The sequence below is a fragment of the Glaciecola petra genome (assembly GCF_031846345.1).
Taxonomy (GTDB): Bacteria; Pseudomonadota; Gammaproteobacteria; order Enterobacterales; family Alteromonadaceae; genus Glaciecola; species Glaciecola petra.
This window is the reverse complement of sequence record NZ_JAVRHX010000008.1, coordinates 55,539-69,091: the sequence shown is the minus strand read 5'-3', so window position 1 is coordinate 69,091 and position 13,553 is coordinate 55,539. Positions and strand designations below refer to the sequence as shown.

12 protein-coding genes are annotated in these 13,553 nt (G+C 38.4%); 3 read left to right on the top strand and 9 right to left on the bottom strand.

Features of this window, described 5'->3' with window-relative positions; translation table 11 throughout:
- Nucleotides 1-36 precede the first annotated feature (36 nt).
- The gene (locus RM552_RS17095; protein WP_311370161.1) at nt 37-1,290 is read right to left on the bottom strand and encodes an amino acid permease; all 1,254 of its coding nucleotides are present in this window, start codon (nt 1,288-1,290) and stop codon (nt 37-39) included.
- Between the two features lie 33 nt (nt 1,291-1,323).
- Nucleotides 1,324-2,139 carry a LytTR family DNA-binding domain-containing protein gene (locus RM552_RS17090; RefSeq protein WP_311370099.1) on the bottom strand — a complete coding sequence of 272 codons (816 nt, stop codon included), beginning with the start codon at nt 2,137-2,139 and terminating at the stop codon, nt 1,324-1,326.
- 104 nt (nt 2,140-2,243) lie between these two features.
- On the opposite strand from RM552_RS17090, the gene RM552_RS17085 reads away from it, so the two are divergent.
- Nucleotides 2,244-2,882 (top strand): outer membrane protein, encoded by a 639-nt coding sequence (locus RM552_RS17085; protein ID WP_311370098.1) that lies wholly within the window; start codon nt 2,244-2,246, stop codon nt 2,880-2,882.
- Nucleotides 2,883-2,987: 105 nt separating this feature from the next.
- Here the strand turns inward: RM552_RS17085 and RM552_RS17080 are convergent, their stop codons facing one another.
- The 5 genes from RM552_RS17080 to RM552_RS17060 form a co-directional block, all read right to left on the bottom strand.
- Complete coding sequence (locus tag RM552_RS17080; RefSeq protein WP_311370097.1) at nt 2,988-6,584, bottom strand: PKD domain-containing protein; 3,597 nt, start codon at nt 6,582-6,584, stop codon at nt 2,988-2,990.
- Nucleotides 6,585-6,786: 202 nt separating this feature from the next.
- Complete coding sequence (locus RM552_RS17075) at nt 6,787-7,371, bottom strand: BON domain-containing protein (RefSeq protein ID WP_311370096.1); 585 nt, start codon at nt 7,369-7,371, stop codon at nt 6,787-6,789.
- 6 nt (nt 7,372-7,377) lie between these two features.
- Nucleotides 7,378-7,971, bottom strand: a complete 594-nt coding sequence (locus RM552_RS17070) for a phosphoheptose isomerase (RefSeq protein WP_311370095.1) — start codon at nt 7,969-7,971, stop codon at nt 7,378-7,380.
- A gap of 33 nt (nt 7,972-8,004) precedes the next feature.
- A complete protein-coding gene (locus RM552_RS17065; RefSeq protein WP_311370094.1) occupies nt 8,005-8,349 on the bottom strand; it encodes a YraN family protein in 345 nt (114 codons plus the stop codon).
- 7 nt (nt 8,350-8,356) lie between these two features.
- Nucleotides 8,357-10,327: a penicillin-binding protein activator gene (locus RM552_RS17060; protein ID WP_311370093.1), complete on the bottom strand. Its 1,971-nt coding sequence runs from the start codon at nt 10,325-10,327 to the stop codon at nt 8,357-8,359.
- Nucleotides 10,328-10,462: 135 nt separating this feature from the next.
- Between RM552_RS17060 and rsmI the strand changes: the two genes are divergently transcribed.
- Nucleotides 10,463-11,293: a 16S rRNA (cytidine(1402)-2'-O)-methyltransferase gene (rsmI, locus tag RM552_RS17055; protein WP_311370092.1), complete on the top strand. Its 831-nt coding sequence runs from the start codon at nt 10,463-10,465 to the stop codon at nt 11,291-11,293.
- 16 nt (nt 11,294-11,309) lie between these two features.
- On the opposite strand, the gene argR is transcribed toward rsmI, so the two are convergent.
- Nucleotides 11,310-11,774, bottom strand: coding sequence for a transcriptional regulator ArgR (gene argR, locus RM552_RS17050; protein ID WP_311370091.1), 465 nt, complete (start codon nt 11,772-11,774; stop codon nt 11,310-11,312).
- Nucleotides 11,775-11,952: 178 nt separating this feature from the next.
- On the opposite strand from argR, the gene mdh reads away from it, so the two are divergent.
- On the top strand, nt 11,953-12,891 hold the full coding sequence (mdh, locus tag RM552_RS17045; RefSeq protein WP_311370090.1) for a malate dehydrogenase: 939 nt from the start codon (nt 11,953-11,955) through the stop codon (nt 12,889-12,891).
- Nucleotides 12,892-13,019: 128 nt separating this feature from the next.
- Here mdh and RM552_RS17040 read toward each other — a convergent pair whose 3' ends face one another.
- Nucleotides 13,020-13,535 (bottom strand): RNA methyltransferase, encoded by a 516-nt coding sequence (locus RM552_RS17040; RefSeq protein WP_311370089.1) that lies wholly within the window; start codon nt 13,533-13,535, stop codon nt 13,020-13,022.
- Nucleotides 13,536-13,553: the final 18 nt, after the last annotated feature.

The following is a 13,553-nucleotide window of genomic DNA, read 5'->3' as shown; positions in this document are numbered from 1 at the left end:
TAATAAGACTTGGCGATAAATTTCTTTTAGGCTTCACTATCTGAATGTAGGCAATAATGATAACGTCATTGCTATTTTCAAAATAATAATCAAAACGCCAAAGATGATAGCGAGGTAACTTTGTGTTTTTAGTAAAGGTCTATGTTGATTTTTAAATACGCTAAGCGCCAAAATACCCGGTAAAATAAAAAAACTAAAGGCAACAAACATACCTGCATAAGCGATTGCATGTACAAATCCATAGGGAAAAAAGAAACTTGCTATGGCCGGTGGCACAAAACAAATACTCGCTGCTAAACTTTTGTCTCTAAAGGTTTTATTAAGAGATAAACGGTCTTGAATAAAATGAAATAGTCCAAGGCCCACACTCAAGAATGAAGTAATGATTGCGCAGTGTGAAAATAAACTCAGGCGTCCCTGTATGTTGGGATTGCTACCTGCGTCAACTAAGGCTTTATTTAGTGTCCCAAGATCACTTCCTCCCTTTACTATTTGCAAAAAACCGTCACGCCCAATGCTACCTAATGTAGCAGTTAACCAAATTAAATATACGAATAAAGCTAATAATGTTCCCCAAAAAATACATTTATTGACCTTAGCGTTTTGGTTTTCATAATGCCTCACCAAACTTGGCACTAAACCTGTGCATGCAAAGGCAGTGACATAAACAGGGATGGCTGCGAGCAAATATACTGAGTTCGCCCCCTTTGCCATGAACAACTTTTCAACCTGCAAATTTGGATAAATGCCAAACATCGCAATGATAAAACTGATTAACATAGCCAACATTAGACCCAACATAATGCGACTAACAAAAGTGGTGCCTATTAATACAATAGTACCAGTAGCGAGAGCAAAGCATAAACTCAACCATGCTCTGCTACTGGGGCTTGTCTCAATGTTTATGGCCGAAAAACTGCTTTGTATAATACTGGCACCGGCAGTCGTGTAAGCGTACATGAGTATCATCATAATAAAAATAATGCATAGATTGTTCGCTCGTGCCCACGGTTTACCTAAGACGTAACTTACCAAGGAGCTAAAACTGTGCATTACATTTAAGGAGGTTTTAGGGTTTTCAACTAAGCTGATATTGACTTTAGCGAATAGTGAGGCCGACAAATATGTTACTAACCACACTAACAAAAATCCTAAGCTTGCCCACAAAAACCATGGGCCTGCCGACACCATCGGCAAGGCAAACATACCAGCACCTATTGCGCCACCTGCTACCAATAGTATTCCATGCCATAATGGTTTTTTGTAAGTTGATGCTGGCTTTGTTTGGATTGAGTTGACTCCTTGTTAAAAATGCCTAATTGTCTATAAATAAGCTGAAAACAATTCAATATTATTTCTACTAACTGGAATTTCGGCTCCATTAGACATGACAATCTTGGCTTGTCTACCTTGTTTAATGACCTTCGTAATATGTGAATAAGTGACCCAATAAGAACGATGCGCTTGAGCTCCCAAATGGCCAGGAATATTCTGTATAGCATCACGCAAATTATATAAAATAAGATCTTTACCTTTGGTACCAACCACTAATAAATAATGCAATTCAGACTTTAAGTAAATAATCTCCCCTAAAGTATCTTGATTAATTGGTAGAAGGAAATCATCTTTATTGGCGCTGTTTTTATCAATTTCTAATTTTGGAGCGATTAATTCTTGCTTTTCGGAGCTTTCAATATTAGCAGTGATTAATTTATATCCTAACAACCATGGAGCATTTATTGCTATCCAAGATATAGTGATGGGAGGGATAACACCTAACAATTCATCAAGCCATAAATAAACGAGCTTGTTTAGGTTGTTTGGTAAACTATCATTACCCCAAAGAACATCTAAACATAAAGCAATTGGTGAAAAAATAGCAGCACCAATAATGCCTGACACTAACAGTTTTAACCAAGCATTTTTTTCATCGAAAAAGCGTAGTTTATGGAGGCCGATATGTGTGTAAACAAGTATTGCGATTGGCCCTAGTGTTTGCAACATCCATAAGGCCAAATGCATAACAAAAAACCTTTGCTCGTTTTCTGATATAAAAGCGAAGATAACTCCTAGTATACCTGCAAGACCAAAAAAGTATTGAAAAGGTCGTACAGAGCCAAAATCAAAATAGCGTTTCAATAGAAATTGCCCATTGGTGCATGAATATGCCCATTCATACATAAACGAAAACTAAGCGCTTGGCCACAGCCTATAATACATATGAACTTTTCAGGAGAATGTAAATGCGGTTTATAACTTTCATATTTTTTTTGTGTATTCATCAAAGTGTTTTAGCTAACTCAGGAGAATTTTTTATTAGACCCGTAGTGGGGGTCAGTTCACTGTCTGATACTGTAGGTCAAAGTAATGGGGTTGGTCAAACAAATGGCTCAATTATTGTAGATGTAGATAGTGGTTTAAATGGAGGTATTGGATTTGGTTACTTTTACAATGATAACTTCGCAGTTGAAATATTTTGGGAGTATCGGACTAATGAATCTAATACGACCTTGCCAGATGCAAGCTTTTATGAAGAAGGTAATTACGCCTCTAACTTGTTTTACTTAAATGGAACATACTGGTTTGATTGGGACGATAAATGGCAATATTATCTCGGTGCAGGCTTAGGCTGGGTGCAAGAAATCGACATTGATCTTGAAACAAAAGGTATCGAACTATCATATTCGGGTAGCGGTGAAACAGCGATTCAAGGGTTTATAGGGGTCGCTTATCGATTAAATAAACAGCTAAGTTTTGATCTGGAATACAGATACAGCAAAGTTGCCAGCGCTGAGCTAGATGGAGAACAAAACGGTGGCATGATAAATGAACTAGGCTATGATCCTTCCACTATTCAACTTGGGTTAACATGGCGTTTTTAAAAGCTCATAGACTTGAATAGTTTAAAACATAGTGTCAGTTTTCGGCAATATTTTCCAATTTATGAAAACTGAGTTAGACGAGCCCTTACGGCGTCTAATTAATAGTTACTCTACAATAAACCAATTACCATTACTATGAGCAAGATAAACGACCTTATTGTCTACAAACCTTACTTCAAACCCTAGTAGAGCTTCAGAACGATTGCTTGTTTGCCAAATAGTTTTGCCATTTCTTTTGTCCATTTCTGCTGTAAAGAACTTGCTGGCGCTTGCGGCGTCCAGTGAGTTCGTGTTAACAATATAATTCCTACAATCAAGCGCCCATGGTAAACAGTTACCTTTATCTAACACCCTATTTGTTAGTCCTTTGTTCCTTACCGTTTCAGCTTTATTCAATAAACTTCGTTCTTCGATGGTGAACGACTTTATATCCATGAACAAAAGAGTCTCGTCAATACCGTCAACTTGGTACCTTACCAATTCTGCTTGTGGATCCTTGTCTACTTGAGTAAAACCAAAAAAGTCTCTTTGAGTGAATTCAGAAAAAAATGAAGTGATTTGATCATTAGTTATTGCACTAACTGTACCATCTTCTTTTAATTCAAGAAATTTTCCATCTCTTGAATTATCTACCGAGACTATTGGGATATACCATGCTCCATCGCGATAATATTTTAATAAATCTTCATTGTTAATAACATACTCGGATTTTTCAGAAGTGAATAAAATCTCTCCGCTACTCCTGTCAATAATAGTGAGGAATGGGTCCCGTATTGAGCCAATTATCAATAAAAACTTCTCTGTAATTGGTATAACTTCATCAATGCTGTGATTTTCAATTGATATCGGGCCTGATTCCCATTGCAGGACATTCTCAAATGTTAATTTATGTAGCGAAGTAGAACCATCAGTTTCATTGAAATTATAGTTATATTTAACAACCTGATTTCCTTCGGCTATGAGTAATGCAGTACTTTCGCTTGTTGGAGCAACAAACGTTTTTTTACTGTCCTTTAGCTGTACTAACGTTTTTTGCCCGAGAGAAAGACTGTTATCTGCTCCCCAATAATATGAACTACTCAAAGGAACTGAAATAGAATTTGACGTAGCAATTTGTTCAAACTCATCGTTTATAAGGGAATATGCTTTTTCAACACTATTTCCCGAAAATCCAAAATCGCGTCCATTAATAATAAGAGACTGTGGTTCAGAAAATATAATTTCTTTTTTTGAATCACCAAAAATATCCATGAACGCATACCCGTACTCGTTATTTTTGAAGTCATTATTAACTAGGTAAAAGTTTGGTTTTTGGTCGTGTACATTATCAACTATAACTGCGTTGTAGGTGGTTTCAAAGCTGATTAGATTATTTTTTGCAATTCTAATTAATACTTCTGATGATAAGTCATCATCTAAGTTAACGGGGGTTGCGGAAAGAACCCGTATTTCTTCATCATCTGATGCGAAAAATGAAGAGTTAGGGATATAAGTTTTGTTACCCGTTTTAACATTGTAAAGGTATATGTCGCTCTCAGTGTCTGGTTCAGAAAAAATGTTAATGACCAGCATATAGCAAGATACTTTGCCTGTATCGTCGTTGAGTGAATAGATCCTCGAGGAATCTTCTATTTGAATTTGCTCAGTTGTCACTTTTTTGTCTGCAAAATTAGCGACAAAATGGAACTGACCTGAACTAATGTATGTTTCGTTAAGGCCATCATCATCAATGTCACAAAGTTGCCCGCTAATATTTGTATTTCTTGGGAGAATATCTGCCCACTCTTCTATTTCTCCTTTGTAAAGGTAATCGCCAGAGATAGGGTTAATCACAGTTTTAAGAGGGTTAATTCTTCTATTATAAACAAATATATCGTCGATACCGTCATTAGAGATGTCAAAAAAATCTAGATCAACATCAGATACAAAATCGTCACTTTGAATTTCGATTTCACCAAGCGTTTCAATAGAAAGAGTATTCCCATTACTCACGACAATGTCATAGACGTCTTCATTCTCGGTTGACATTAAGAACCAAAAATCACTAATACCATCACCGTCGTAATCATGAGATTTTACAAATATATTGCTATGTCTGAGCAGGCTTTTGGGTAACTTTGAAACCTTTTCGATTATCATGCCGTTGTCTATACTAAAAGCTGACGATAATATATCTTTCACAAACAAATCTTCATAATTACCTAAGGTTACATTAGAGTTGGGCTTTACGAGTATTGGAGTAGATGTCGGCATTTCTGTTGGTTGCATTATTATTGATGACTCTACTATTGTCGACGCATCTTGATTAGAAACTTGAATGCCAAAGTAGACATTTAAATCTTGACCGAAATTGGGTAAGAGACCGTCCCAAATAATAGCTCCATTGCTGTCGACTCTGATGTTCGATGGACCATACTCAATAATATATTCGAACGGACCATCTAGCTCGACATTCGATGTTTTTACTTCTGCGGTAATTGCTTCGCCGTATTTATAGTTAGCTTTTACTAATTCTATCTCCGCTATTGGTGGTTTTTGCTTGACTCTAAAATCAATTACTTGCTGGTCTGATAAACCAGAACCATCGGAGACAGTAAAAACAATCTGATAATTACCGGGTTTGTCGCTTGTGAAAGTAATAACTGAAGCAGAATTATCACTAATATTTGTAACGGCGCCGTTAACAGTGTTCACTATGTCCCACGAGTAATTAAGAAATTCAAAGTTAGCATCACGTGAGGCGCTAGCATCTATGGACAAAGTATCACCGTATTCAATTGCTTCTCCTACGGATACAATTGCAATTGGTGCCACTTGCTCCGGAGGCGGGTCAAAATCTAGACTTAACGGGATCGTGAGAGTATCTGATATGCCCTCTATAGAAATAGTCATAGTTTCTTGAAGAATTGCTTCAACAGAGAGCGTTTTGTCGCCTATGAAAGATAAGTTTATTCGACGCTTGTTGGATTCCAAATTTTCATAAGATGTTGTGACAATGGACAGTTTTCCCGAGTTAGCAAAGTACACATCGCCATTGTATTCAATGCGTCTAAAAACTTCGTCAATAGGGTCGCCTACTGCAAAATTTTCGAAATAGATTTGCTCTTCATCATTACCATCTATTGCAAGTTGAAATACTGCTCGTTCGTTTAAATATTTTTTATAGTGCCCTGCAAAAAAAAGAGTTTCTGAAGCTTCTCTAACTTCAATGTCTAAGTTTGTGGTAAAGATACTTAAAGGGTCAGATTCAGGTCCTGACGCAAAAATTCTAATTACTCCATGAACTATTACGCCATCAATTGAGCAATTATTATAAGTAACGGTTGCTCTACTTCTGCCAGTATCAGTTTCGGTATTTGTGGAGCCTGATTGGCAGGTAGGTTCTTCGCTCAGGTTAAAGGTTTCTGCATTAGCTTCATATAATTTTAACTGGTTGAACCATTGGTCGTACGAAAGTGACTGCAAAAGATCAAAAATTGAAGTGAGGTCTAGTATCAACGGGGAGGCATTCGCTTTTGTGATTTCAAAAGTACTTCTACTTCCGGTGTATTGTGGAACTAAAGGCTCCCATACATTAATGGATGGTGGAAGTTGAATTGGGTTATCTGCGCTCCGTGTTGGGGCTGAATCGCCACCGCCACCACATGCAACCAAAGTCAGACAATAGACTATTGATAATAGTGCATTCTTCAACCTAATCATCCCTGTGCGCCAAAATCATTTTTGCTCTTCAAACTGAAGCGCATAAATTATACTAAAGTAGAAATAGGGTATAATTAAATTAAAGGAGAAGCAATTAGAAAATCTTGTAGTAAATATAATTGCTCGGATTGGAAATCAACCAAAAAAATGAGTATAAGGAGAATAAAGGCGAAAATTCCTCCATGTTATTGCACTAAAGGGCTTAATTGACCAATTCCATCACTCGAATAACTTTAGTGACTCCATCGACATTGCGAACAAGGTCTACAGCGGCAGATGCTTCTGCCTTTGTCAGCCTACCCATTATGAACACTTCACTGTCTTCGACAATTAAGTCTAGTTTTAATAATGGAACTCTTTTGTTGGTTGACATAAGTGCCCTGATTTTTGTTCCTAACCAAATATCATTTACCGTCGATGTTGTCGCGATAGGTTGGCCTAGTCTAATTTGATTATGCACTTTTAGCACATGTTGAACTGATTCTGCTGCCTGTGCTGCTGAATCGATTAAAGATTGAGTACTAGATTGGCCCGTTAACAATACTTGGCCGTTATATACGTTTACGCTAATATCTGCGAGTTCTTCAATGTCGGCAATTTTATTGATAGCAGTGCTGACTCTAGCGCTCGTGGTTTTATCGTCGATTTGCGTACCTAGGGTGCGTCGGTCACTAGTTGTTACCGCTGCTGTACCGGCTGCGCCGACGGCTACCGCAGACACACAAGCAGTCAACTGCGACAAAACAATGAATAGACAAAACGTGAATATTATTTTATTTGCTGACATATTTCGCTAGTCTCCATGGGATATAGGGAATAATGCATTGTCGATACTTTCGCATAAATTATGAATAACTAGCAAATGTACTTCTTGAATGCGGGCTGTACGAGATGAAGGCACCCTAATTTCTACATCATTTTCGCCTAAAAAGCCTGCCATTTCTCCACCATCCTTTCCGGTAAGAGCTACAATAGTCATGTCTCTGGTGAGAGCTGCTTGCATTGCATTGATGACATTAGCGGAATTACCACTGGTAGAAATAGCCAGTAAAATATCGCCTGCTTGCCCTAAGGCTTTGACCTGCTTTGAAAATACCTCATCATAAGAAAAATCATTGGCAATGGAAGTGATAGTCGAACTATCGGTGGTGAGTGCCATTGCCGGCAAAGATGGTCGATTACGTTCGTATCTATTTAATAATTCTGAAGAAAAATGTTGCGCATCCCCCGCTGAACCACCGTTACCACAGGACAATATTTTATTGCCTCTGATGAGTGCTTCAATCATCATTTTTGCGCCTTTTTCAATTGATTCAGGCAATGCTTCTGCAGCCGCAATTTTGGTTTGAATGCTCTCAGTGAAGTTCTTTTTAATATTTTCTAGCATACTTTAAATTCTCTGCCTGGTGCTTGTGGCTTGTTAAACATTTTTTAGCCAAGTTAATTTTTTATCGTCTATGGCAATTACGTCTATGCGTAAGCTTGTATGGTGTAAGTTTAAATTATGTTGCTGTAAATAGCACATTATTGCTCGATTCATTTTACTGCGTTTGCTTGGCGTAAAGTATTCTGCGGCTACGCCATGTTCAGCATTCGACCTATATTTGACCTCTACAAACACCCATTGGTTCTGTTGTTTAAAAATTAAGTCAATCTCACCCACTTTTACACGGAAGTTTTGTTCTATAAATTCCAAGCCTTCTGCTAGTAAAAAAGCTTTGGCGCGCTTTTCTGCATCATCGCCTAATGTTTTTGATGTGTTCAAACATAGACTATTCACTAGCTGAAATCATTAATCCAGACAGTGAACGTTGCAGTGTTTGTCCTTTTTTAATCGATATCGTTCCGGTTAACCCTTTTACTTGTATGTGATTAAACGCGTTTAATTGCACAATATTATTGGCTATATTGAGGGCATCGAAACCAAAAGCAAACAGTCTTAAGAAACTGGTTGATGGCTGATTCAAATGTTCATCAATTTGCTTGGAAAGAGTAGTCTCGCGGCCATCCGGAAGTACCCACGGCATATCAATAAAAACTAAATTCCTGAGGTCACGTTGACTGTTTTTGCTTTGCTTATGGTCATAACTGTACGAAGTCGCAAATACCAATACTTTCTCATCACTAAATAAACTAATGCTAGATTCTATGATTGGATTGATAAGCTCTACTTCGTCAGGTCGCGCAAAAACAACAAATGCATCCACATCTCGGCGATTCCGCGTAACACTAAAAACTGGATCTTCCGAAAGGTTATTTATTTGCTCGATACGTCTTTGGCTTTGCAGAACGTCGAGCGCAGCGGTGATGCCAATTCGCATATTTTTGTTATCGGTGTAGCTAATTTGTTGTACATTTTGTGCACCGGGTTTTTGGTTTTGTTGCCACGAAGTAATAAACGCTTCTGACATTCTATTTGCCATGCTCGATTGATCACTAACGATAATCGGATTTTGGATATTGCGGTCACGCATTAATTGAGATAACTGCTGAGCTTCTTGTTCAGGAGAAAGGGCGAAATATGCAACAAGTGGATTATTGGTCTCGTTTTGATCGCTCTGATTGAGGAATATTTGTTTTTTATCGATAAGTTCAAATTGTCTAACTTGCCTAATGTGTGACTGTAATAAGGGGCCTATAATAGTATCAAATTTAGCGAGGCTCTGTGCATTAATCGCTTCATCTATAAGGGGATCAGAGCCTGTATCGACAATTTCAATTTCAGTATGATTTGCTACGTTTAATAATTTATTTTTTTCTAAATAGGCAGTGACAACGCCTTGTAATATTGCGTTTCCTTGTCCAGACAGTCGGCCTGATAAAGGCAGTAATATGGCGATTTTTTGCTTTAGACCGCTTTGTACTTCTAGATATTGAGTTATTTGTTTTGGAGTATACGTGGCAATCGGAAGGGTACTTTGTGTTTGTAGCCATGCTCGAATATTGTTCTGTCTAAGCGTGTCGTCCAAACTTGGGTCTTGGCTTAATTGAATTAAATCTAAAAAACCATTTAATACGTCATAATTTGCAGACAATTTTTGTTGAATTTGACTGGAAGAAAGTGAATACCAATTCCATAAAAGTGCGATCGTTTCAGGGCTTTGCATAACGGTATTGTTAGCAGATAAGTTTAGTATTGTCTCAAGGGCTTGCTCGTACTCACCTCTCAGGCCATGCACTTTAGCTTGTGCTAGCACTAAACGTGTATTAAGACTATCGCTTGTCATATTGCCAACTTGTTCTTTGGCAATAACCGCGTTTTCTAGCCAATTCGCCACTTCTGCTAATTGCAAATCGTTCAGGGTGCCTAGCGATTCAGGTTTTTCCATTGCCACTAATACGCATTCCGTTTTTATAACTTGTGTTGTAACAATATTTAAGGGATCTACCAAGCTTGCTTCAATATTAGCGGCAATAATATTGGCCGCTATGCAGTTTTCAGTGCTACGCAATTCCTCTGCTAAAGAAAGTAATTCTGTATTGCGCGCGTAAACATCATCTGAATTGACGAAATCTTGTTCGATGTTAAGAAGTCTATCTGACAAGGTATCAACAGCTTCGATAATTATCGTAGGTTTTTCTATTGAGGGTTTTTCAGTCTGAATGATGGGCGATTGAGGTGTTGCGCAGGCAAATAAAAAGCTACCAACAAAGGCTAATAAAGCAAATTTGATACAAGGCATATTTGATGGTAGCACTCTCGCTACTAAGTGCGTTGTTGTATGTTCTTGTCGATTGATCAAATCTGCACTCTCCAATTGAAATAATCCAGAAGCTCTAGTCTACTTACCTTTATTAAAATATCTAGCGTATTTCCTGCAAACTGGTCTTTAGTTTGTGTAAACTACACACAAGTATTATAAAAAAGACAAAGTTTAGTGAGTGGTATTTTATACATAGTTCCCACACCTATTGGAAATTTAGCAGATATCAGTGCAAGAGCCATTGATATACTGACGCATGTGGACTTAATTGCGGCAGAAGACACTCGTCATTCTAGTTTACTGCTTCAACATTATTCGATAAAGACATCCACCATAAGTTTACATGAGCACAATGAGGCTCAGCGCACGCAAACACTGGTTGAAAAACTAAAGCAAGGCCTTTCTATTGCATTAATATCAGATGCTGGCACGCCTCTCATTAGTGATCCCGGCTATACTTTAGTCAATACTTGTCGGCAGAAAGGGCTAAATGTTATTGCCTTACCTGGGCCCTGCGCCCTAGTTACAGCACTGTCAGCCTCAGGTCTACCAACTGATAAATTCACATTTCAGGGTTTTTTACCTGTCAAGCAAAAGGCTAAGCTTGAGGCTTTGCAAGAGTGTATAAGTTTAGCAATGACTTGCATATTTTATGAATCACCACGTAGAGTCAAAAGCACCGTAGAAATGTGCATAGAGCAACTGCCTAATAATCATAAAATGGTACTAGCGAAAGAGTTGAGCAAACGATTTGAAACCTTTATTTCTGGACAAGCAAGCGATATTCTCGATTGGCTTGAGGCTGACTTAAGTCATCAGAAAGGTGAATTTGTTTTAATGATTTATTGCCCTAAAAAACATAACGATGATATTCCTATTGCTGCTAAAGACTTACTTAAACAACTATTAGTCGACATGCCACCCAAGCGGGCTGCCGCAGTAGTAAGTGAGCACTATAGTATTAATAAAAAGCAATTGTACGAGTATGGTGTAAGCTTAAAATAACCCGCAAATTGCTTTTTCACACACTATCGAATAAGTCTTGTACGCGCTGTCGTAAGTCATCGATTTTAGTGATGTCGGCTGGTGCAATAAATATCGTATCATCACCCGCTATTGTGCCCAACACACCATCTGTGTGACTTAATGAGTCGAGCAGTCTGGCAATCAATTGAGCCGCACCAGGACTGGTTCGAATAATCACCATAACTTTGTTGTGTACAATATCGAGTACTAATTGTTTAACCGGGCTTTTTGCGGTGGGCATTCCAAGCTCTGGAGGCAAACAATATACCATGTCGCCGCGCGCATCCCTAGTGCGAACTGCGCCAAATTTGCTGAGCATTCTTGATACTTTGGATTGACTAATATTGTCAAATCCTAGGCTTTTCAATGCACTTACGATTTCTCCCTGCGAACCATAACTCTCAGTATTCAGAATTTCTCGGAAGGCTTTTATTAATTTATCTTGTTTGTTTGTCGTCATTATTTTAATAATTTATTTATTATTCAATTCCTTGCCAGTTTATATTCTGGTACAAGCGCGCTAGAAAGACAATTTTTATCCTTAAATTTTTGTTATCAGACTACAGGATGATTGAGATTTTCGCATAAATCCGCTAATCTTCGCGCTCATTTATCAATCTGTTTCAGGAGAAAACCCTATGAAAGTAGCCGTATTAGGCGCCGCAGGTGGAATTGGCCAAGCTTTGTCGCTATTGCTAAAAACGCAATTGCCAGCAGGTTCTGAGTTATCTTTGTACGACGTAGCACCAGTAGTGCCTGGAGTTGCAGTAGATTTAAGTCATATTCCAACTGATGTGAAAGTTGCGGGTTTTGGTAAAGATGACTTGGCCGCAGCACTTACTGGTTGTGACGTAGTTTTGATTCCTGCTGGTGTGCCAAGAAAACCAGGTATGGATCGTTCGGATTTATTTAACATTAATGCAGGTATCGTTAAAAATTTGATCGATGCGTGTGCTGATAATTGCCCAGAAGCTTGTATAGGTGTGATTACTAACCCGGTTAACACAACTGTTGCGATAGCTGCCGAAGCGCTAAAAGCTAAAGGTGTGTATAACAAAAACAAATTATTTGGCGTGACTACTCTTGATGTCATTCGCTCAGAGACTTTTGTGGCTGAGTTAAAAGGTAAAAGCACGGCAGATGTGCATGTGCCAGTTATTGGTGGCCACTCGGGTACCACAATTTTACCACTGTTATCACAGGTTGAAGGTGTAAGTTTTTCTGATGATGAAATTGCGAGCCTTACCAAGCGCATTCAAAATGCAGGTACTGAAGTCGTTGAAGCGAAGGCTGGTGGAGGCTCTGCAACACTTAGCATGGGACAAGCAGCAGCGCGTTTCTGTTTGTCTCTCGTGAAAGCCTTATCGGGTGAAGAAGTGGTCGAATATACTTATGTGCAAGTTGATGGTTCTGAAGACGCAGCGTTTTTTGCTCATCCAGTGCGTTTAGGCAAAAATGGCGTTGAAGAAATACTCACTTATGGTGAATTAAGTGCATTTGAAGAAAATGCCAAAAACGAAATGTTAGATGGTTTACGCGGTGATATTCAGCTTGGTGTTGAGTTTGTCAATAAGTAGCCCCTTTCAGTTTTACTGTTACGTTTAAAAAAACACCCCTCAAGGGGTGTTTTTTTTTTTGCAAATTTTTACCTATTGCTTGGCCTAATTTTTACCAGAAGCCATTGACTATTTTGCACTCGAATGTGTCAAATCGATGTGTTGTTATTTCTATCTCTGCTGGCTTTTATTAAATCATTGCCTTTTTCATAGTTAGATTTTGCTAAACGATCGTACAAAACAACATTAGCAGTGACGGCTAGGTTCATACTGCTTTGAGTTGGAATATACACAACATGCTCACATTTTTTTATGCATGCCATAGGAATAGACCCATCCTCTGGTCCTAAAATGTAAAATGCTTTTTCTGGATGCGCAAACTCAGGCAAAGGGCAAGCGCCTTCTGTTAGTTCAACAGCGACGCTGACAAAATCTTTCGGGATATTACTAAAAATATCATCAACGGCTGATAGTGGAATTGAATTTCGAAGTTTTTTAGTATCTTCTTGGAAGCCTTTTGCATACTCGTAACGTTTACCGGTATACACTATTTCATCAAGTCCAAAACATGCTGCAGCACGCAGAATGACCGCGACGTTACTGGCAGATTTGGGATTGATAAGTCCTATCTTAGGTGCAGTTACGGCTCGGTCTGCTGACATCATTTGCTTCCTATAAGGCTA

Excerpts from the sequence above, each read along its gene's own strand:
- RM552_RS17085 (WP_311370098.1), top strand. The coding sequence starts at position 2,244 with ATGCGGTTTATAACTTTCATATTTTTTTTGTGTATTCATCAAAGTGTT.
- RM552_RS17080 (WP_311370097.1), bottom strand. The coding sequence starts at position 6,584 with ATGATTAGGTTGAAGAATGCACTATTATCAATAGTCTATTGTCTGACT.
- RM552_RS17075 (WP_311370096.1), bottom strand. The coding sequence starts at position 7,371 with ATGTCAGCAAATAAAATAATATTCACGTTTTGTCTATTCATTGTTTTG.
- RM552_RS17070 (WP_311370095.1), bottom strand. The coding sequence starts at position 7,971 with ATGCTAGAAAATATTAAAAAGAACTTCACTGAGAGCATTCAAACCAAA.
- argR (WP_311370091.1), bottom strand. The coding sequence starts at position 11,774 with ATGACGACAAACAAACAAGATAAATTAATAAAAGCCTTCCGAGAAATT.
- mdh (WP_311370090.1), top strand. The coding sequence starts at position 11,953 with ATGAAAGTAGCCGTATTAGGCGCCGCAGGTGGAATTGGCCAAGCTTTG.
- RM552_RS17040 (WP_311370089.1), bottom strand. The coding sequence starts at position 13,535 with ATGATGTCAGCAGACCGAGCCGTAACTGCACCTAAGATAGGACTTATC.